Here is a 20,216-nt window from a genome sequence, read left to right as displayed (position 1 = left end):
AACGCCTGCCCGTTCACGAGGTGACCTTTGTGACCCATCCGCACCAGCCACCGCCCCCCACGGAATACGAGGACGACGAGGAGTACGGGGTCTCCGGGACGCCCGAAGAGCAGCGGCGCGCGCACGGCGCCGGGCCGCCGCCCACCGAACACGAGGAGCCGCCGTCGGCGGCCGCCGCATCGGCCGGGCCCACCGAGGACGAGATCCCCTCGGCGGCCTCCGCGCAGGCCGCGGACGGGGGACGCGACCTGCGCGGGGACACCGGAGCGCTGCCCGTCTCGCTGCGCGGCCGGTTCCGCCTGAGGGCCGTACTGCGCCGCCCCGACCATCCGCACCAAGCGGCCGTCTACCGCGTCGAGGACGACCGCGGCAGCCACATCCTCAAGTGGTACCACCGCGGCCACGCCCCGGACCGCCGGGTGTGGGAGCCGCTGCGGGACCGCCCGCGCCGCCACCTCACCCACTTCACCGAGACCAGCGACACCGGGGCCGACGGCCATCCGTACGACCTGGCGCCCTCCTACGGCGAGACCGACCTGGCCGGATATCTCAGGGACAATCCCGGCCCGGCCGACCCCGTGCTCATCCACAGCGTCGTACGGCAGTTGCACGAGGCCCTCACCACCCTGCACGAACTCGACATCGTGCACCGGGACATCAGCCCCGCCAACATCGTGCTCGGCAGCCTCGACCCGGCCGCCCCGGACCTGGTCCTCGTGGACTTCGCCGTGTCCGCCCATGAACCCGCCGAGCGCTACACCCGGGACGAGCGCTGGGTCGGCACCGCCCTCTACATGTCCCCGCAGGCGTCGCTGCGCCACCAGCTGATCCATCCGCCCGCCGACTGGTGGTCGCTCGGCATGATCGTCGCCGAGATGGCCGGGGGACGCCACCCCATCCGGTTCACCGACAACGACTTCGTCCGGGAGGAGATCAGCTCCCGCGCCCCGGATCTGTCCCTGGTCACCGACCACCGGCTGCGGCTGCTGTGCCGGGGGCTGCTCACCCGCGACCCCGACCACCGCTGGGGCACCGATGAGGTGGCGCAGTGGCTGGTGGGCGGTTCGCCGCCGGTCGCCCCCTGGGAGACGGGCGCGGCCCCCGGGGCCTCGGATCCGGCGGACGACCCGGACATCGAGCCGTTCGCCTTCCTCGACGAGCGGTACACCCGGCCGAAGCAGCTGGCCCGGGCGTTCAGCGAGAACTGGCGGCCCGCCCGGCAGCTCCTCTCCCGGCGGCGCGGCCGTGGCGAATTCACCCGCTGGCTACGGCAGTTCGAGGGCCGCCCGGGCCGCGACGCCGAGGAACTGACGGCGCTGCTCGGCCTCCTGGAGTCACACCACCCCGCCACGCCGCCGCGTGAGCCCAAGCCGCCCACGATGGTGCGGCTGATCTCCTGGCTCGGCCCCACCCTCGACGCCTCCTACCGCGGGGTGCCGCTGGACCACGCTGGGCTGGGCGATCTGGTGCGGGAGGCCGGGCGCGGCGATGAGTTCGCCCTCTCGGTCGTGGAGGACCTGCGGGACCACACCATCCTGCCGCTGCTGGACTCCCGGCCCGGCGGCGAAGGGCTCGCCGAGGTGCAGCAGCGCTGGCTGACGGCCCGCTCCCGCTGGCAGCACACCGTGGACGAGGCGCTGCACGCGTCGCCCTGGCTGCGCGACCGCCGCGCCGAGGTGCGCGCCGCCACCCGGCTCGACCGCTCCCGGCTGGCCGCCCTCCTCGCCCTCGCCGCTGCCCCCACCGCGCACCGGCGCAGGCTCCAGGAGCGGACCGCCCGTATCCAGGCGGCGCTCCCGCAGCCGGTGGCCTGGTACGGCCGGTTGCTACGCGACCCCGACGACCTGGTGCGGATGCAACTGGCCGAGTGGCTGGCCGGATTCGCCGAGCAGGAGTCCACGGAGGCGCAGGGCCGGGTGAACGACGAGCGCGCCGTCCTCCGCCAGGAGCGCGACCTGGATGTGGCCACGCTATGGGTGCGCAGACAGGACATGCTGCCCACGCTCGGCTGGGCCCTCGGCGGAGCCGTCGGCCTCGTCTTCCCGTGGATCTTCGTGATCGGCCTCGGCGATCTGACGGGATGGCCCGCCCAGCGCGCGGTGCTGACGGCGTGGATGCTGGCCGTCCCGGCGGCCGCCGCCGTGGTGGCGCTGGAGCTGTGGACGGCGTATCGCATCGGCAGCCCCGGCTACCACCCGGACCGTTCCCTGGCCGGGCTGCTGATCGACCGTGCGCTGCCCATGGCCCGGTTCATCCGCCGCCCCGGCTCGCGATTCCCCGTCCAGGGCCTGCTGATCCTCCCGGCCATCGCCCTGTTGTGGGCCACCGCGGCCTACGCCCCCTGGGTGTGGCCGATCGCCACGGTGGCCGTTCTTCTCTGGTGGACCTGGCACCGGACGCGGTGCTGGCGCCGCTATGTGGCGGAGCTGCGCGGCAGGGACGACCGGGTCCGCCCCGGCCGGCCGAGGGCGGCCGCCCCGCCCACGTCAGGGAGGGTCACATGAGTTCAGGCCAGGCGATCCCCAGCATCGGCGATGTGATGCCGGATGTGTACTTCCCCCAGCCTCCGGCCGCCGAGACCGTCCAGCAGACGTTTCAGAACACGGTCCAGGACACCGTCCAGAACACCGGGGTGCCGCACCAGTCGGTCCAGGGCACCGGCCTTTCGGACCACATCGGCACCGGCGTCGGCCAGCACCTCGGCGACGCCGTGCACAGCGCCGGGGGCCATGCGCTCGACGCCGCCATGGACCAGCTGCACGACCTGATGGTGCCCGCCCTGATCGGCCTCGGCTCGCTCAGCGGGGCGCTGCTCGTCGGCCGCGCCACCATGGCCGGGGCGCAGGTGCTCGCGGCCGCCGCCATCCGCGCCGCCGAATACCAGGCCGAGCTGCGGCAGCGGCAGTTGGACGCCCGGCAGGCCGCCGAGTGCTGGCGGGACGCCGCCTTCGCCGCCGTCCGGGCCAACGCCCGCATCGACACACTGCGCGCGCGGATCCGGCGGGCCGCCACGGCCGCCGGACCCGACGGGCCCCCGGAACCGCCCGACCTGCCGCCGCCGCTTTCCCCGACCGGCATGTGCCTGGACGAGGTGTGGCGACGGCTGGCCGACACCGACCGCCGGCTGCGCCACGCGGAGGCCGCGTACGCACGCGCCACCATGGAGGCCGCCGCCCGCCCGGTGGCCGGAGCGCACCCCGCCGACACCGGCTGGCACGCCACCCTGCGCGCCCGCCGCGTCAAGGCCCTGGAGGCATACGAGGAGGCCGCCACCGAAGCCGAGGCGCGCGATGCGCTGCCACAGTCGCCGCCCGCCGCCACCGCGGCCCCGAGCGAGGAGGAGGTGCTGCGGCTGGGCGCGGACCTGCTGGCCATGCTGCCGCGGAATGTGGCGGTGGCCGACTACCGGCTGGTGGAGGAGAAGGTCACCGTCGCCGCGGAAGTGGCCGCCCAGCGGCCCGCCGCGGCCAAGCGCCATCTGCGGGAGGCCGCCCGGTTCGCCGAGCGGGTCACGCGCGACGCCGAGCGGCGGCAGGAGACCGAGGAGTGGGCCGCCCAGCAGCTCGCCTTCCTCCGCACAGACCACCCCGACACCCCCGTTCCGCTGCCCGACGCCGGGGCGGAGATCGCCGTCCTGGAGCGCTTTCTGCACCAGGGCGGGACGCTGGAGGAGGCCGAGCGCGCCCGCGTCGCGGCCCGGGTAGGAGAGCGGGTCGACGCGTACCAGCGGATGTACGCCGCGGAGGTGATCCGCGCGGCGGTTCAGCGGTCGGAGCCCGAGACTGCCGGATACGCCACCTCCGGACCGGTGCAGTTCATCGACTGGACGCCGCCGGGCTGGGGGGACGAGCACTGGCTGCGCATCAGCGTGGACGCCGAGGGCACCGCCCGGGTCTCCACCATGCACCGCGAGCGCGATCCCGCCGAGGAGACCGACGACGACCTGGACCTGGACTGGCAGCGGTGCGTCGAGGCCCGCGACCACCTGAGCGAGCTGCGGAAGCTGGCCGAACGGGCCGGGCTCAGCGTGCCGTTCGAGTTCGACGAGCCACCCGCGCGGCCGGTCCCGCGCACGGCGGCCCGCCCCGCCCACCACCAACGCACCGGACCCAAGGTCCGCCACCATGACCAGGAGACGCAGTCATGAGCGAGGCAGCCAACTCCCCGGGCCGCGCGGACCGCAGCCTCCCGGCCTTCGCCGAGGAACTGGTCGGCACGCTCAGTGTCCACTCCCAGTACGTCCTGCACGGCAGCATCCGGGACATCCACCTCGTCCGCCACGACAAGGACCCCGACGAGGGCGGCCCCGAGCGGTCGTACGACGCCCACCACACCCTCACCGAAGTGTTGTGGAACGCCCTGTGGCAGGAGGGGTACGAGGCGCTGATCCGCTTCGATATCGCCGACGGCTTCACCGTCGTCGCCGGCCCGGCGGACAAGGAGGTCCGCGAGCTGCTGCACGGGCGGGACGCCACCAGACCCGGGCGCGCCCGCCGCGCCGACACCCCCGTCCACCTGGCCGACGCGGAGCGGACCCTGGGCGACATCGTCACCGGCTGGAAGCGGCAGGGGCGGCAGCCGAAGGCACCGGACGGCCGCCCCCGCCCGGACACCGCACAGCGCCAACAGCCCTACCGGGTGGTGCTGTTGATCGACTACGCGGCGCGGATCCCCACCGATGTCACCCGGCTCAGCGATGCGGAACGGGACTTCTTCCTCAACTGCCTGAAGCTGGCCGAGGACGCGCGGCCGATCTCCTCCCCGGGCAGCGGACGGCGGCTGTTCAACCCCGTGATCTGGCTCGCCGACGGGGAGCGCGACCTGCCCACCTGGCTGGTGGCGGGCAGCGAACGGGTCCGTACGATCGGCATCCCGCTGCCCGACCTGGGCAGCAGACGGCGCATGGCCGAACTGCTGGCCGCGGAGCACACCGCCGCGTCCGCGCCCGAGGACACCGGGGACGACGGGCGGGTGCGGCTCGGCAAGCAACGGCGGCCGGACGAGCACGACCTCGACACCTTCGCCCGCGCCACCGCCGGGCTGACCCTGCGCGCGATGCGGGAGAGCGCCCGGATGGCACTCGACCGCGGGCTGTCGTTCGCCGAGATGCGGGACGCGGTCCGGGTCTACCAGCTCGGCGTCAAGGACAACCCGTGGCAGGCGGACTACATCCGCGAGCAGATCAAGAAGGGCGAGGCGGATCTGCGGGCGCGGGTGAAGGGCCAGGAGAAGGCGGTCGGCAAGACCCTCGACATCCTCAAGCGCGCCGCGCTCGGCCTGTCCGGCGCCCAGGCGTCCCACCCCGGCAGCCGGCCGCGCGGTGTGCTGTTCTTCGCCGGGCCGACCGGCACCGGCAAGACCGAGCTGGCCAAGTCGGTGGCCAAGCTGCTGTTCGGCACCGAGGACGCTTGTCTGCGCTTTGACATGAGCGAGTTCTCCGCACCGCACTCGGTGGACCGGCTGCTCGGCGCGCCGCCGGGATACGTGGGCTACGAGGCGGGTGGCGAGCTGACCACGGCGGTGCGCAACGACCCCTTCCGGGTGGTGCTGTTCGACGAGATCGACAAGGCCGACAAGGGGGTACTGGACAAGTTCCTCCAGGTGCTCGAGGACGGCCGGCTCACCGACGGGCAGGGGGTCACCACGTACTTCAGTGAATGTGTGCTGATCTTCACCTCCAACCTCGGGGTCAGGAAACGGACCGGCGAGGGCGGTCGCGAAGGGCGGGTGGCCGAGCCCGGTATGCCGTACCACCAGCTGGAGGAGATCATCCTGGCCAATGTGAAGGAACACTTCGTGGAGGGGATCGGCCGTCCGGAGCTGATGAACCGGTTCGGCGGCAATGTGGTGGTCTTCGACTACATCGACGCCAAGGTGGCGGCCGAGATCTTCGACTCCCAGGTGGGCAACATCCAGCGGGTGCTGCGCGAGGACCAAGGGGTGCATCTGCGCCTCTCCGACGAGGCGCAGCAGGCGCTGTCCACCTACTGCACGTCGGATGTCGACAACGGCGGCCGGGGCATCGGCATGCTGCTGGAGACGCATCTGATCAACCCGCTGGCCCGGGCGCTGTTCGACCAGGAGCAGCTGTCGGGCACGGCGGTCACCGTCACCGGTGTCCGGCCCGCCGCGGACGGAACGGTGGCGCTGGACCTGCGGGTGGTACGCACCGGGGCCGCGGATCCCGGCCCCGGCGGCGGCCGATGAGCGGTGGGGCCGCTCCGGCGGGGTGGTGGCGCGAGCCGGACGACGAGGAGGGGGCAGCACCGGCGGGTCCGGCGGGTCCGGCGGAAGCGGCCGGTCCGGCGGGACCGGCCGGACCGGCCGCGGCGGGGAAGGCGGACGCGGAGACCCCCGAGGCGCGGCCCCAGTCCGAACCCCGGCCCGAACCCCGGCCCGAACCGCCCCCGGCCGGGGTCGAGGTGTCCGCGCCCTGCTGGAACTGCCGTGCGCCGGTGGCCCCCCGGGACACCCGCTGCGCGTCCTGCGGCCGTGGGCCCACCCATGCGCTGCTGGTCTGCACCGAGCCCTGTCTGGAGCTCCGCCACGGCCCCGGTCCACCGCTGCGCCTGGGCCGCCACCCGGACTGGGCGCCGCGGACCGCCGCCGCGTTCGCGGGCTGGAACAAGGTCTCCCGCCACCATGCCTCGATCACGGTGGAGCCGGACGGCACCGCCTGGGTCGAGGAGCCCGAGGCGGGCAGCCGCAACGGTACGTATCTCAACGGCGCCCGGATCGCGGCGGGTGTGCCCACCCCCGTCCGCGACGGCGACCAGCTGCGGCTCGGACTGCGGATCAGCTTCGCCATACGGCTGTACGGACCGGAGCCCGGCACCGGCTGAGCCGGTGCCGGGCGGGGTCGCGGGGCGGACCCCCGTGCCGCCCCGCGCGCTCATACCCGCATACCGGGCGGAATGATGACCGCCCGCAGCGGTGCCAGCAGCCGGTTGGCCTCGCCCGCCCCCTCGAACGTGCCCAGGTTGTGGGCCTGGCCGGGCACCGACTTCAGCGGCTCCTCACCGCAGCGGTCGCCGAACAGCACCAGGGCCGGTTGCGGGCGGTGCCGCCGCGACTGCCACACCAGCCCCTGCGCGTCCGGCACCTGACGCCTGATCTCCCTCGCCCAGGCGCGGGTCTGCGCGTACTCGTCCGTCTCCAGCAGCCAGGAGGTCTGGAACACCGCGGCCAGGTCCGCCTCCTCGACCAGCCGCACCAGGAGCAGATCCTCGGTCACCCGCACCTTGGACAGCGAACGGGTGGCCGCCAGCGCCCACGGCACCTGGCGCCGCCCCTCCGGCCCGGTGAACTCCATGTCCCGCAGCATCACCTCGGCGAGGGTGGTGGTCGGTTCCACGGCCGCGTAGAGATACGGATACCGGTCCTCGGTGGTGGCGTCGAAGCGGTTGCCGCCGAAGAAGGAGTGCGCGGGCTTCGGGTTGAACTCGGTGCAGGCGTAGGCCGTTTCATGGCACCTCCACAGCTCGGTGCCCGCGCTCAGGACGAACAGGTTCGGGCTCATGCGCGCGCCCTCGGGGGGCGCCTGCCTCACCATCCGCCGTCCCCGATCAGCGCGGCGGCGGCCTCGGTCAGCCGTGCGTCCGGCACCCGCCCCACCAGGGTGGCGGGCGCGTCGCGCAGCCAGGTGTTGCCGCCGAGCCACCAGTCGGCGGCGCCCCACGGGTCCTGGTCCGACAGCAGCATTCTGTTGATCCGCTGCACCACCGGCCGTGGCTCACCGGTGTCCGGGTCGAACTGGAACTCCGGGTAGCGATCGCCGCGTTCGGGATCGGACAGCCGGATCAGCCCGGCCCCGGCGGGATCCTCGGCGGCCGGGCCGGTGAGCTGCTCCGGACCCCGCGCGGGGGCGGTCAGCAGCCGCTGCCGTACCGCTCGGGCGATCTCGGCGCTCTCGGGGTCCAGGGCCGGCCAGTCCACGGAGTCCAGCAGCCGGATCAGCTCGGCCAGCCGGTCGGTGTCCGGCAGGACCGCGGAGGGCGCCGCGCCCCCGGACCTGAACTGGTCCAGCTTTCTGCGCAGTTCCATCTCGCGGGGGAGGGGCAGCAGCGCCAGCCGCACCTGCCGCACCGCACCGCGCACGGCCCTGGTGTCGTCTCCGGCGGCCCGCAGCCGCAGCACACTGTCCTGGAAACCGCCGAACTGCGCGGCGGTGAGCGAGGCGCGGATCTCCGGCAGATGCCGGCGCAGCAGCTCCAGGAGATCGTCGGTGGTCATGGCTGTCGTCCTTCCACGGGTGCGTGGGGAGCGGGGTTGCCCTGGTGGATGAATCCGGCCCAGGAGACGGCCCGGGCCAGACCCCCCGCGTCGCTCTGCGTCTCGGCCAGCAGGAGCCCGGTCAGTCCGGGGACGGGGTGGCGGTCGTGGTCGAGCATCCACAGCTGGGCGGCGCGCAGGGCGTCCGGCGGGGCCAGCCCGGCGACGGCAAGATGGTGGTGGAAGACCACCATCAGCGCGGCCGAGGCGCTGTCCGAGACCTTCCACCGCGAGCCGACCACATCCGTGGCGCCGCGGGCCAGCAGTGCGGTGGTCGGGGTCAGCGCCTCGTCGTGGTCACGGCTGCTGAGGTCCGTCTCGCAGGCGCTGAGCACGATCAGCGGCCCGGTGGCGGCCCGTTCCCCGGCGGGTACGTCGAGAATGCGCGTCACCGTCAGCCTGCCCGGGTCCGGGGTGTCCGCGGGGACTTGGACCTCTGAGGGGTCCGGGCCGGCCAGGTGGAGGGCCGAGTCGGTGGGCCGCAGCCCGGCCAGGCCGTGCACCACCAGATGCAGCAGCGAGGCGGCGGGCGCGGCCGGGCGTCCGGGGAGGTGCGAGAGCACGTCATCGGGCGTGCCCAGCGCGTTCCCGGGCGCGTCCTCGTGCCAGCCGTAGAGCAGGGCCTCGGTGTAGTACGCGGTACGAAGGGCCGTCACCTCGTCCTGCGCCCAGGTCAGATCCCCACTGGGGTCGGCCACCAGCACCGCGCGCTCGCTCGCGGGCACCCGGCCGCGCCGGGCCGCCCGCAGGAACTCACCGCCGGACGCGGCGTACGAGATGACCGCGCTCTCGCAGGCGTATGCGTACGGGCGCCGCGCACCGTCCCGTTGCCGGGGGAGGCGGGCGGCGTGCCACGGCACGGCACCGAGGTTGCCGCACGGCACGAGGACCAGCCGGACCGGCGCGTCGTGTGCCGCGGGCCCGTCCCCCGCTTCCCCGTGCCCGTCCCCCGTTTTCCGCGGGCGGTCCTCCGCTTTCCCGCGCCCGTCCGCCGTCCGGGCGTCCAGCGCGTCCGCCGTCCGGGCGTCCAGCGCGTCCGCCGTCCGGGCGTCCAGCGCGTCCAGGACGGGGGCGAGGACGGCCGGGCCCGCCCAGTCGCACAGCCCCTCCAGCGCCGCCTCCCAGTCGCGATGGGCCTCGGCGTGGGCGTCCATGCCGTGCTCGGACACGGCCGACCGCCGGGCACCCGCGTCCAGATAGCGCTCCAGCGGCTCGCGGCCGAGCGCGCCGAGCCCCGGCAGGGGCAGCGCCGTCGGCTCGGCGGTGCTCCGCACCAGGACGGCCACGCCATCGGCGGTGCCCTGCCCGGGCACCAGATACACCAGGGCGTCGGAGCCGGTGGCGCGCAGCCCGTCCCGCAACTCCCCGATGGCGGGGGCGCCGAGCAGTCCGCGCAGCGGCGCCTCGCCGCTGTCCCGCCGCAGTACGTCCAGGGCGCGGCGGCGCAGCGTGCTGGGGATCTCGACGCCGGGGGCGGCCCCGGCCGGCATGACCCGCGCGAGCGCGTTCCGGACCTCCTCCGGGGCGCCGCCGATGCCCGGCGTGAGTGCGCCGCCGGTCGGCGCGGCCTGGGGCGGGAGGTCCCGTACGGCGGTCCGCCACTGCTCTGCCAGCTCCGCCTCGCCCCGGGCGGCCAGCTGCTCGGGGACCCCGGCGGCCGCGGCCGCGGCGCGCAGCACCAGGCCCCGCCCGTTCTCCAGCGACGTCAGGGCCTCCTCGATCCGGCCGTCCACGGCGGCCCAGTGGGCGGCGAGCAGCCCACGGCTGGCCCCCGCCCTGGCCACCTCGAGGCCGTGCTCGGCGCCGAGTTGCAGCAGCACGTCCTCGGCCAGCACCCACAGCGAGGCATGGGCGGTGGCGACGGCCGCCCCCGTGTCATCGCGCTCCCGGTCGTCGCGCAGCCGGTACGCCTCGGCCAGCTCCCACAGCAGCTTCTGCCGGATGTCCGGGCTGGTGCGCTCGGTGAGTCCGCCCCTGGCCCGTTCCAGCTCCTCGACCGCTTTCTCCAGGTCGGAGGGGTCGCCGGTCGACCTGTGGACGGTGCGCAGCGCCAGCCCGATGCCTTGCTGGATCCACACCCGCTGGTCGGGGGTCGAGACGGGGCCGTCCAGGGCCCGGCGGGCCCGGGCCACGGCCTCGGAGACCCGCTCGGGATCCGGTTCGATCATGGAGAAGAGGGCCAGCAGGGGCGCGCCCTGCGCGTCCATGAGGGGCTGGGCGAACGTCGGGAGCCTCGGGTGGTTCGCCGCCTCCTCGAAGTAGGCCATGCCGGCCCGCAGCGCGGGGATCCCGCCGTCCAGCGTGGCCAGGCTCAACTGGGCCAGGCCGAGCAGGAAGAGCACCAGGAACTGCCATTCGCTGCTCTCGCCGGCCTCCTCCAGCAGGTCGAGCAGCTCGTCCAGGAGGTTCTCCAGCGTTTCGATGTCCCGCTCGTCCAGCGCCTCGTTGAGGCGCAGCAGTAGGTGCATGCTCCGGGCGCACACCCTCAGCCCCTCCGCGCCGGGCCCGGTCGCGTGGGCGGATTCGAACACCGCGGAGGTGGGACCGAAGATCGCGTCGAGGCGGGCCCGCGCCTGGTCGCGGTCCGTGAGGTTGCCGCCCAGGATGGTGGCCGCGGCCAGCAGTCCGGGCGATATGACCCCGGCCATCCAGTCCACCCGGCCGGATCCCGTACCGGCGGCCGTGCCGATCAACTCGGCCGCCTCAGCCAGCCGGTCGGCGTCCCCCGTGCGCATGCCGTGCGCCATGCGGCTCATCGCCGCGCGCATCGCGGTCTCCGCCTCTTCACCGGCCGGCCCCTTGCTCACCTCACTGACCAGGGCCTCCAGATCCTCGGGCCGGATGGTGCCGGGCACTTCGAGCTCCAGCATGAGGGCGGCCTGTGCGAAGGTGAGGGCGGTGTCCTCCTCGGACTCCGTCATCGCCTTGACCGCATCGACGTCGCCCGCCTCCCGGGCTCCGGAGAACTCGGCGGCCAGGCCGCTCACGGCCCGCATCAGCTCGGAGTTGCGGCCCGGCAGCCGCTGCGCCATCTGCGCGGCCAGGTCGGCCATCTGCCCGAGGTCCCGGGAGCGCACGATGGCGGGTATCCGCTCGAGGATGTCGGCCGCCCAGAACAGGGATTCGGCGGCGTCTTCCGGGAGCGTCGGCGCCAGGTCGGTCACCAGACCGCGCAGCTCGGTCAGATCGGCGGTGAGCTCGGGGTCCCCCAACGCCACTCGGCGCCCGATGTCGAAGGACTCCAGGAGATGGGACAGCGTGCCGTCCCATCCGGTCGTCATGGCCGGGGTCAGCAGCAACCGCACCAGGTGGAAGGCGGAGGCCCGCTCGTCCCGTGGGCCGAGCGCCTCAGCGGCGCGGGCGGCCCGCAGCACCCGCAGGCCCCTGCTCCGGTCGTCGTCCGTGGGATTGCGCCCGTAGCGCTCGGCGTACAGACCGCCGAGCCGGGCGCGTACGGTGCACAGCAGCGCGTCCCCGTCCGGTACGGCCGCCGCCAACTCGACTTCCAGGCCGTCGAGTTCGGTGATGCGTTGGTCGAGCAGGGCGGGGTCGGCGGTGGCGGGCGACCGAGTGCCGTCGGGCGCTCGCGTGGCCGCCGGGCTGTCGGACGAGCCGTCCGAACCGGGGCCCTTCGAACCGGGGCCGTCCGAACCGGGGCCGTCCGAACCGGGGCCCTTCGAACCGGCGCCGGGCGCCGGGCTCTCCGGTGGGGGCGGGGCGATGCACGCCAGCGCGTCGGCCGCGGCCCGTTCGGCGCGGTCACGCAATGCCGCGAGATCCCTGCCGTGCATGAAACGTCCCCCTTCGTCATGCCGCTCTCATCATCCGCCCGTCCGTGCGAGCACAGGAGTCCTTTGATCGCTCTTTCCGGAAACCGACCAGAAGACGTCCGCGAATCGCCCGGCCGGATACGCGGGTGCGGCGCCGCGTGAAAACTCCCGCGGCGCCTCCGCGCTCTTCTTCGTACGGTTTCCTTAGAATCGCTCGCATGTCTGATCTGGTGACTGATGAGCTGATTGACCTGCAAAAATCCGCCGATGCGGAGCATCGCCTGGTGTCCGGGCTGGACGGCGATGAGCGCCGGAGCCAGTGGGAGCGGTGGCGCGCGGCGGCGGAGCGGGTGCAGGCGGCGATCACGGAGCACGCCGTGTCGGCCGGGTTGAGCAGATTCGAGGTGGAACGGGCGGTGAAGAGAGCCGTACGACATCCGGAGGACTCGTCCGCGGCGTAGCCGCTCCCGGGGTGAGGGCGGCGCGGATGGTTCCCGGGCTCGCCGCTCTCGCCGCTCTCGAACCGCCCCCGGGCGACCCTCCCGCCGGGCACGTGCCACCGGCACAACACCGCCCATCTGCGGCAAAGGGGAAAACGGACATGCGGTGAATCGCGTGACATCCCGTCACCCCTGGTGAGACACCTTTATCGATGCGTGACCAAATGTGTGGGTGGCGTGCTCGGCCGAGCCCTACTCTCGCCGGTGACACAACGTTTCTGCACAGGATCCCCGCGGCGAAAAGGGTGGAGCGTACATGTACGGCACGATCGACGGGTTCAACTACGGGGCCGCCACCCCGCTGGCGGCCTACCTCATGGCCTGTCTCGGCGGAGCCCTCGGCTTACGTTGCACGGCCCGGTCGGTGCGCACCCAGCGCTCCTGGAAGGCGGGCTGGCTCGCGCTCGGATCCGCGTCGATCGGCTCGGGCATCTGGACGATGCACTTCATCGCCATGATGGGCTTCCATGTGAAGGAGACGCCGATCGGCTTCGACATACCGATCACCCTTCTCAGCCTTTTCGTGGCGATCGTCGTCGTCGGCATCGGCGTCTTCATGGTCGGCTACCGGGGCACCTCCCCGGGGGTGCTGCTCTCGGCCGGTGTGTTCACCGGACTCGGCGTCGCGGGCATGCACTACATCGGGATGTCCGCGATGCGCATGCAGGGGCATCTGGAGTACTCCGTGCCGACCGTCCTGCTCTCCGTCCTGATCGCGGTCGTGGCCGCGACCGCCGCCCTCTGGGCCGCCGTGACCATCCACGGCTTCCGCGCCAGCCTGGCGTCGAGCATGGTGATGGGGGTCGCCGTGACCGGGATGCACTACACGGGCATGGCCGCGGTCAGCGTGCGGCTGGACGATGTGCTCAGCGCCTCCGTCGGGGGTGAGGCGCCCGCTTCGCTCATCCTCCCCATGCTGATCGGCCCGGTGATCTTCCTGGTGATCGCGGGGACCATCATCATGTTCGATCCGCTGCTCGTCCTGGGCGAGGGGGAGTGGAACGAGAAGAAGGCGGACAGCGCGCGCAGGACCGCGCCGCCACCACCGCCCCGGCCGGTCTGGCCGGCTTGGCCACCGGAGGAGGAGCCCGCCCGGGCCCGGACGAGCCGCCCGGGCCCGCGCCACGGCCGCCAGGAGTACCGCGACTGGTGAACCCACGACCGTTCCGGGGCACGACCGGACCCACGACCGTTCCGGTTCCGGGGCACGACGAGGCGGCCGTGACCCGCGCGCGGAGCGGACACCGATCCGCCGCCACGGCCACCCCGCCGCACCCCGTGCGCCCTAATGGAACCGGTGCGTTCCCGACCAGCCGGGATCCCCGCTCATGGCGAAGCGCACCCACGCGCCGTGCATCTCGGTGGCCAGCGACGGCGGGATGTCCGGTCCGAGCAGTCCGTTCGCCGTACGGAGGGCGGGCAGACCGGTGGTGTCGAAGACGAACGGGAGCTCCACGGCGTGGCACGCGCCGAACGGCCCGCCCCGCCAGTCGAAGTCGTAGGTGAACGCCCTGTCGTAGCGGGACACCAGCCGCTCACGAGCTTCGCGGAAGATCGCGTCGATGGCCGCGCTCTGTTCCGGCCGCTGGTAGAGCAGCGACTCCTGGGTGTTCGTGCCGACCAGCAGATCCACCGGATGCGGCGGTGGCGCGTCGTCGAGCCCGTCGAGCACCACACCGAGCGGCGACAGCCTCGGCCCCGTGCCGGGCACCTCGGCGAGCGCGGACACCAGGCGCTCGTCGGGGATGCCGGCGAATGCCTCGGCCGTGGCCGGAACGCCCAGCCGGTCCGCCAGGGCCCGGGTCGTCTCCGCCGCCTCGGCGCCGGTCAGGGCGTAGAGCCCACCGCTCTGGCTGATCGCGCCCCGGAACAGCCCGGCGGCCTCGGGCATCAACAGCAACGCGCTGATGATCATCCCTCCCGCCGACTGCCCGAACACCGTGACCCGGTCCGGGTCCCCGCCGTAATCCGCGATGTGCTCACGCACCCACCGCAGCGCCGCGAGCACGTCCAGCAGGCCCCGGTTGCGCGGGGCGCCCGGCAGATCGAGCCAACCCAGCGCGCCGAGACGGTAGTTGAGGGTGACCAGGACCACGCCGTCGCGGGCGAAGGACGTCCCGTCGTACACCGGCGCCTGACCGGTGCCGGAGAGGAACGCGCCGCCGTGCACGAAGACCATCACCGGGGCGTTTCCGTCGGTACGTGGCGTCCAGACGTTGAGCGTCAGATAGTCCTCGCCGCGCACCCAGCCCGGGCCCGTCAGCGGGCTCAGATCCGCCGGGAACCGCCGGTCGGGTGCCGGAGCCGTCGGCCCGGGCCCGTCGGCGCCGGGCCCGTCGGCGCCGGGTGCGCCGGGTGCGGGGGGTCCACCGGGTACGGGGGTCGGCGCGGCGAATCGCGCGGCGCCGGTCGGCCCGGCCGCGTACGGGATGTTCCGGAACACCCTCACCGCCATACCGCCCACTCCTTCACCGCGAACCGCTCGCCGTCACGCCGCACTTCGGCCGCGCTCGCACCGGGGAAGTGCGCGGGGAACAACAGCGCACCCTCGTCCGCGGTCTCGCCCAGCACCCGGCGCCGGGAGACCCGCGCCCGGGGCTCGTCCTCGTCGAAGCAGGGGCAGGCGTCCGGCTCCACGATCTGCAGCGGGCTGTGCATCAGATCGCCCACGAAGACCGCCCGATCCGTACCCGACCGCAGCCGCACCACGGCGGAGCCGGGGGTGTGGCCGGGGGCGGACTCGATGCGCAGCTGGGCGTTGACGTCGTAGTGGTCGCCCTCCCACAGCACGGTCTGCCCGGCCTGGTGGACCGGGGCGACGCTGTCCTCGAACACATTCGCCATCCGGGAGCCGGAGCGGGTCCGGTGACCGTTCTCCGGGTTCCAGTAGTCGAAGTCGACGCGGGGGATCACGTACTGCGCGTTGGGGAAGGTCGGCCGCCACTCACCGTCCGCCCATGAAGTGTTCCAGCCGACGTGGTCCCCGTGCACATGGGTGCAGATCACCAGGTCCACATCGGCCGGGCGGACCCCGGCCGCGGCCAGCTCCCCGAGGTAGTTCGTGTGCAGATGGTGGAAGTGCGGCATGCCCGGCCGCTCCCGGTCGTTGCCGATGCCCGTGTCGATCAGGATCGTCCGGCCCTCACTGCGGAGCAGCCAGGTCTGGATCATCGTGCGGATCTCATCGGCGGCCGGATCCAGGAATTCGGGGGCCAGCCAGCTCTCGTGCGCGCGCCAGTGCTCCGGGGCCACGTCGGGAAAGATGAAGCCACGTGCCAGCCCCCTCGGGGCCACCTCTACCACGCGGGTGATCTCGACGTTTCCAAGCGTGATGGTGTCCATGTCTCCAGCCTGCGCGTCCGCGGGCGCCGGCGGTATCGGTCATCTGACTGCACCACGGGCTAGAGTCAAAGGATGACCATGGTCGGGCGGGAGAAGGAGAGCGCGGCCGTGCTCGGTCTGACCAGCGGTGTACTGATCCTTACGGGTGAACCGGGCGCGGGCAAGAGCACCCTGCTCGGCCTCGCGGCGGATCGTCACCGGGGCCGGGTGCTGCGGATGACGGGCAGCGAGAGCGAGGCGAACCTGACGTTCGCGGGGCTGCACCAGCTGCTGCGGCCGGTGCTGGGGGAGACCGCGCGGCTGCCGGGGCGGCAGCGGTCGGCGCTGCTGGGGGCCATGGGCCTGGGGGACGACTTCGGGGGCCGTGGTTTCGGGCGGGCCGAGCCCGACAACGCCCATTTCGGGGAGGCCGAGCCCGACAACGCCCACCTCGGGGAGGCCGGACCCGACGGCGTTGACGCCGGACGCGGCGGCCCGCCCGATCGGCTGTTGCTCGGGGTCGCGCTGCTCACGCTGCTGTCGGACCTCGCCCGGCAGTCGCCCGTCCTCGTGGTCGCCGACGACCTTCAGTGGATCGACGCCGGCTCGCTGGAACTGCTCGCCTTCGCCGCCCGGCGCATCGGCGACGAACCCCTGGCCGCACTGGCCGGAACCAGGGACAGGGCGGGCGAGGGCGCCCGGGGCGGGGCCACGGCGCCGTTCTCCGGCTTTCCCCTGCGCACGCTCGACCCGCTGGACGCGACCGCCGCGGGCCTCCTGCTGGACCGGCAACCGTATCCGCCGACCGGCAGCCGCCGGTTGCGCATCCTCGACCAGGCCGCCGGAAATCCGCTGGCGCTGATCGAGCTCGCCCGGGCGAACGGCGCCTGCGGCGCGGACCCGGCCGGCTCCGCCGACGGTGAGCTCCTGCCGCCCACCGACCGCCTGATGCGGGTCTTCGCCGCCGACCTCGAAACCCTGCCCGAGACCACCCGGCAGGCCCTGCTCCTGGCCGCGGCGGACGACCGGGCGGTGGCGGGCCGGGTCGAGGCGCTGGCCCCGGCCGAGGCCGCCGGACTGCTGCGGATCACCGGCGGCGGCCGCGACGGCTGGCGGGCCCGCTTCCGGCATCCGCTGATCAGATCCGCCATCTACCACTCCGTACCACTGGCCGCCCGCCGTCAGGCCCACCGCGACCTCGCCACGCTGCTCAGCGCCGAGCCCGACCGCCGCGCCTGGCATCTGGCCGCCGCGGCGGAGGGGCCGGACGAGGAGATCGCCGCCGCACTGGAGGACTCGGCGGCCAGGGCCCGGGAGCGTGGCGGATACACCGCCGCCACCACCGCGCTGGAGCGGGCCGCCGAGCTGAGCCCCGGGCGGCGCGACCGCGCCCGCCGCCTGGTGGCCGCGGCGGGTGCCGCGGTGTCCACCGGACAGCCGCACTGGGTGCGCCGGCTCGCCGCGCAGGCCGCCGCGCTCACCGACGACCCGGAGCTGTCGGCTGAGGCATCGCTGCGCGTGGGTCAGGTGCTCACGCTGAGCACCGAGCACGACACCGCGATGTCCTTGCTGCTGCGGGCGGCGGAGGACCCCAAGCTGCGCCGGGCCGCGCTCTCCTCGGCGTCGGTGGCGGGCTTCTACTCGGGCGACGAGGAGTACCGCCGCACCGTACGGGCCCGGGCACAGGACGACCCCTGGACGCTCGCGGTGACCGACCCCACCGGGCACCGGTCCGAGCGGGTGGCGGCGATCCCGGCGCTGGTCGAGCGGGCGGACGGCGACCCCGCCCGGCTCATCTCGCTCGGCGCCATGGCCTGGCTGCTCGACGAGACCGCACTCGCGGTACGGATCTTCGACGACGCCCTCCACCGCTGGCGGCTGGGCGGCACCCTGCCCATCGGTCTCGGCTGCTCGGCCGGATGGTCGTACCTGGACCACGGGCGATGGGCACAGGCCCGTACCGCCGCCGTGAACACCAACTCCGCGGGCGCCGGGCTGCCGCACCTCGACGCCGCCGCACGGTCGCTCGAAGCCGCCGCGCTCGCGCTGACCGGACGGACCGACGAGGCCCGCGCCGCGGGCTCGGTCGCGCTGTCCCTCGTCGACCCGCACCGCAGCCGCGCCGTCGCGGTCCGGGCCCGGTGGGCGCTGGGCATGGCCGCGGTGGCCGACGGCGACCACGTCGGGGCGTACGAGCAGTTCCGGCTGCTGTTCACCACCGACGGCGACCCCGTCCACTACGCGTGCTCCTACCCCGGAGTCGCCGAACTGGCCGCCGCGGCCGTCCGTACCGGCCACGGCGCCGAGGCCGCCGCCATCGTGGAGCGCACCGCCGACCGGCTCGCCGAGGACCCCTCGCCCCGGATGCGCATCCTGATCCACCGCGCCCGCGCACTGCTCGAACCGTCCCGGGCCGAGCCGCACTTCATCGCGGCCCTTGCCGAACCGGCGGGCGGCCAATGGCCGTTCGAACGCGCGCAGATCCTGCTGGACCACGCCGAATGGCTGCGCCGCCGCCACCGCATCACCGAGGCCCGCCACCAGCTGAACACCGCGCTGGAAACCTTCCGCCGCCTCGGCGCCCCCTCCTGGATCGACCGCACCCAGGCCGAACTGCGCGCCGCCGGTGTCGAATCCGCCCCCGCCGGCCCCGACGCCCTCACCTCGCTCTCCCCGCAACAGCAGCACATCATCCGCCTGGCCGCGCAGGGGCTGAGCAACCGCGAGATCGGCGAACGGCTCTTTCTCTCTCCCCGCACCGTCGGCTCGCACCTCTACCGCAGCTTCCCGAAGCTCGGCGTCACCGCCCGCTCCCAGTTGCGCGACCTGATCGAGGCGCCCGGCCGGCCGTAGTGGCGGTGGCCACGTGCGCTCCCGGCGACCGCCACCGGCAGGGCAGTTCCACCGCGATGACCGTCGGCCCGCCGCGCGGGCCGGTCACCGTCACCGTTCCATCGAGCGCGGCGATACGGCGGCGTATCCCGAGCAGCCCCAGACCATGTCCGGCGCCACGTCCCGGGCCACCCGTCTCCCGGGGGCCGGGCCCGTCCGCGCCGGGCCCGTCCGCGCCGGGCCCGTCCGCGCCGGGCCCGCCGGTGGCGGGCCCGCCGGTGGCGGCCTCGGTGCCGCCTCGTCCCTCGTCACACACCGAGACACACAACCCGCTCGGGGTACGGGCCAGCCGGACCTCGGCCCGGTCGGAGCCGCTGTGCCCGGCCACGTTCGCCAGCGCCTCCGCCACGACGAAGTACGCGGCCGCCTCCACCGCCGCCGGTGCCCGCGCACCGTCCTCCAGACCGTCCACCCGCACGCTGACATCGAGCCCGCCGCTCGCGGCGAGCGCCCGTACCGCCCCGGCCAGACCACGGTCGGTGAGGACCGGCGGATGCATGCCGCGCACCACATGGCGCAGCTCCGCCAGCGCCTCGTCGGCCAGGTCCTGCGCGTCGTCCAGCATCCTGCGCGCCGCCGTCGGATCCCGGTCGTACGCCCGCTTCGCCAGCCCGATCCGCAGGGACAGGGAGACCAGCCGTGCCTGGGTGCCGTCGTGCAACTCCCACTCGATACGCCGTAGTTCGGCACCGTGTGCGGCGATGGCACCCGCCCGGGTCTCCACCAGCTCCTCCACCCGCCGGGCCAGCCGGGCCGTGGCCCGCGCCGCGTGCCGTATTCGCCTACCCATACCGACGAGGCTAGAAGACCGGCCGGACCCACGCGGGAGAGCGAGCCGCCCCTTCGACGGTGGAGCCCGCTACACCCCGAGCCCCCCTCCTCCCGGGGTTCACCGGCATGGACGCATCAGGGTGCGGGTACGGGCCGGGGGAGTCAGGGTGGAGGAACCGGTCCGCCCAGAAAGGCACCCGATGACGGATCTTCAGGAAGTGGACCGCATCGCCGCGGCCGACCACCACTTGGCGGTCGTGTCGACGACACGCGCCGACAACTCGGTCCAGGCGTCCGTGGTCAACGCCGGGATCGTCGGCCATCCGGTCTCCGGTGACCAGGTGGTCGCCTTCGTCACCTACGGCCCCGCCAAACTCGCCCATCTGCGGGCGCGCCCGCGGGCCACCGTGGTCTTCCGCGCCGGATGGAACTGGGCCGCGGTCGAGGGCCGCACCGAGATCGCGGGGCCCGACGACCCGTTCCCCGGGATCGACCCGGAGCGTCTGCGGCTGCTGCTGCGCGAGATCTTCACCGCCGCGGGCGGCACCCACGACGACTGGGCGGCCTACGACCGGGTGATGGCCGAGCAGCGCCGCGCCGCCGTCTTCGTCCACCCCGAGCGCGTCTACGGCAACTGACACGATCGTCTCGTCCACCGATGGGATCGGGCATCCAGGCTCAGTCACTCCGA

The 20,216-nt window shown here is 74.0% G+C and carries 13 protein-coding genes and 1 pseudogene; 8 read left to right on the top strand and 6 right to left on the bottom strand.

The genetic code is table 11. The features are described from left to right. The first annotated feature begins 29 nt into the window (after positions 1–29). The 4 genes from JK364_RS35400 to JK364_RS35385 are packed head-to-tail and all read left to right on the top strand — an operon-like array spanning position 30 to position 6,842. Positions 30–2,504, top strand: a complete 2,475-nt coding sequence (locus JK364_RS35400; protein ID WP_201855452.1) for a protein kinase domain-containing protein — start codon at positions 30–32, stop codon at positions 2,502–2,504. After that, complete coding sequence (locus JK364_RS35395) at positions 2,501–4,147, top strand: hypothetical protein (protein ID WP_201855451.1); 1,647 nt, start codon at positions 2,501–2,503, stop codon at positions 4,145–4,147. The genes JK364_RS35400 and JK364_RS35395 overlap by 4 nt, the downstream gene beginning before the upstream one ends. Continuing rightward, positions 4,144–6,207: an AAA family ATPase gene (locus JK364_RS35390; RefSeq protein WP_201855450.1), complete on the top strand. Its 2,064-nt coding sequence runs from the start codon at positions 4,144–4,146 to the stop codon at positions 6,205–6,207. The genes JK364_RS35395 and JK364_RS35390 overlap by 4 nt, the downstream gene beginning before the upstream one ends. Continuing rightward, positions 6,204–6,842, top strand: coding sequence for an FHA domain-containing protein (locus JK364_RS35385; protein ID WP_230992974.1), 639 nt, complete (start codon positions 6,204–6,206; stop codon positions 6,840–6,842). Before JK364_RS35390 ends, JK364_RS35385 begins: the two co-directional genes overlap by 4 nt. Positions 6,843–6,892: 50 nt before the next feature. On the opposite strand, the gene JK364_RS35380 is transcribed toward JK364_RS35385, so the two are convergent. The 3 genes from JK364_RS35380 to JK364_RS35370 are packed head-to-tail and all read right to left on the bottom strand — an operon-like array spanning position 6,893 to position 12,062. Beyond that, positions 6,893–7,519, bottom strand: a complete 627-nt coding sequence (locus tag JK364_RS35380; RefSeq protein ID WP_230992973.1) for an RES family NAD+ phosphorylase — start codon at positions 7,517–7,519, stop codon at positions 6,893–6,895. Positions 7,520–7,545: 26 nt separating this feature from the next. Next, positions 7,546–8,232 carry a hypothetical protein gene (locus JK364_RS35375; protein ID WP_201855448.1) on the bottom strand — a complete coding sequence of 229 codons (687 nt, stop codon included), beginning with the start codon at positions 8,230–8,232 and terminating at the stop codon, positions 7,546–7,548. Continuing rightward, entirely contained in the window at positions 8,229–12,062 is a 3,834-nt protein-coding gene (locus JK364_RS35370) for a CHAT domain-containing protein (protein WP_201855447.1), read from the bottom strand. Before JK364_RS35370 ends, JK364_RS35375 begins: the two co-directional genes overlap by 4 nt. 197 nt (positions 12,063–12,259) lie before the next feature. On the opposite strand from JK364_RS35370, the gene JK364_RS35365 reads away from it, so the two are divergent. Together JK364_RS35365 and JK364_RS35360 are read left to right on the top strand one after the other, a co-directional pair. After that, positions 12,260–12,502: a hypothetical protein gene (locus JK364_RS35365; protein WP_201855446.1), complete on the top strand. Its 243-nt coding sequence runs from the start codon at positions 12,260–12,262 to the stop codon at positions 12,500–12,502. Positions 12,503–12,797: 295 nt separating this feature from the next. After that, positions 12,798–13,694 (top strand): MHYT domain-containing protein, encoded by an 897-nt coding sequence (locus JK364_RS35360; protein WP_201855445.1) that lies wholly within the window; start codon positions 12,798–12,800, stop codon positions 13,692–13,694. Positions 13,695–13,826: 132 nt separating this feature from the next. Here JK364_RS35360 and JK364_RS35355 read toward each other — a convergent pair whose 3' ends face one another. After that, on the bottom strand, positions 13,827–14,996 hold the full coding sequence (locus JK364_RS35355; protein ID WP_201855444.1) for a carboxylesterase family protein: 1,170 nt from the start codon (positions 14,994–14,996) through the stop codon (positions 13,827–13,829). Further along, a complete protein-coding gene (locus JK364_RS35350) occupies positions 14,987–15,883 on the bottom strand; it encodes an MBL fold metallo-hydrolase (protein ID WP_201855443.1) in 897 nt (298 codons plus the stop codon). Before JK364_RS35350 ends, JK364_RS35355 begins: the two co-directional genes overlap by 10 nt. 78 nt (positions 15,884–15,961) lie before the next feature. Between JK364_RS35350 and JK364_RS35345 the strand changes: the two genes are divergently transcribed. Then, entirely contained in the window at positions 15,962–18,715 is a 2,754-nt protein-coding gene (locus JK364_RS35345; RefSeq protein WP_201855498.1) for a helix-turn-helix transcriptional regulator, read from the top strand. A gap of 31 nt (positions 18,716–18,746) precedes the next feature. Here the strand turns inward: JK364_RS35345 and JK364_RS35340 are convergent. Further along, positions 18,747–19,508: pseudogene (locus tag JK364_RS35340) on the bottom strand (sensor histidine kinase); the annotation flags it as partial. A gap of 217 nt (positions 19,509–19,725) precedes the next feature. Here JK364_RS35340 and JK364_RS35335 point away from each other — a divergent pair. After that, the gene (locus JK364_RS35335) at positions 19,726–20,163 is read left to right on the top strand and encodes a TIGR03618 family F420-dependent PPOX class oxidoreductase (protein ID WP_201855441.1); all 438 of its coding nucleotides are present in this window, start codon (positions 19,726–19,728) and stop codon (positions 20,161–20,163) included. Positions 20,164–20,216: the final 53 nt, after the last annotated feature.

The sequence above is a fragment of the Streptomyces endocoffeicus genome, from assembly GCF_016741935.1.
GTDB lineage: Bacteria > Actinomycetota > Actinomycetes > Streptomycetales > Streptomycetaceae > Streptomyces > Streptomyces endocoffeicus.
The sequence above is the reverse complement of the archived record's forward strand: the minus strand, read 5'-3'. Positions and strand labels throughout refer to the sequence as shown.

Excerpts from the sequence above, each read along its gene's own strand:
- JK364_RS35395 (WP_201855451.1), top strand. The coding sequence starts at position 2,501 with ATGAGTTCAGGCCAGGCGATCCCCAGCATCGGCGATGTGATGCCGGAT.
- JK364_RS35390 (WP_201855450.1), top strand. The coding sequence starts at position 4,144 with ATGAGCGAGGCAGCCAACTCCCCGGGCCGCGCGGACCGCAGCCTCCCG.
- JK364_RS35345 (WP_201855498.1), top strand. The coding sequence starts at position 15,962 with ATGGTCGGGCGGGAGAAGGAGAGCGCGGCCGTGCTCGGTCTGACCAGC.
- JK364_RS35370 (WP_201855447.1), bottom strand. The coding sequence starts at position 12,062 with ATGCACGGCAGGGATCTCGCGGCATTGCGTGACCGCGCCGAACGGGCC.
- JK364_RS35350 (WP_201855443.1), bottom strand. The coding sequence starts at position 15,883 with ATGGACACCATCACGCTTGGAAACGTCGAGATCACCCGCGTGGTAGAG.
- JK364_RS35355 (WP_201855444.1), bottom strand. The coding sequence starts at position 14,996 with ATGGCGGTGAGGGTGTTCCGGAACATCCCGTACGCGGCCGGGCCGACC.
- JK364_RS35375 (WP_201855448.1), bottom strand. The coding sequence starts at position 8,232 with ATGACCACCGACGATCTCCTGGAGCTGCTGCGCCGGCATCTGCCGGAG.
- JK364_RS35360 (WP_201855445.1), top strand. The coding sequence starts at position 12,798 with ATGTACGGCACGATCGACGGGTTCAACTACGGGGCCGCCACCCCGCTG.
- JK364_RS35335 (WP_201855441.1), top strand. The coding sequence starts at position 19,726 with ATGACGGATCTTCAGGAAGTGGACCGCATCGCCGCGGCCGACCACCAC.
- JK364_RS35380 (WP_230992973.1), bottom strand. The coding sequence starts at position 7,519 with ATGAGCCCGAACCTGTTCGTCCTGAGCGCGGGCACCGAGCTGTGGAGG.
- JK364_RS35365 (WP_201855446.1), top strand. The coding sequence starts at position 12,260 with ATGTCTGATCTGGTGACTGATGAGCTGATTGACCTGCAAAAATCCGCC.
- JK364_RS35385 (WP_230992974.1), top strand. The coding sequence starts at position 6,204 with ATGAGCGGTGGGGCCGCTCCGGCGGGGTGGTGGCGCGAGCCGGACGAC.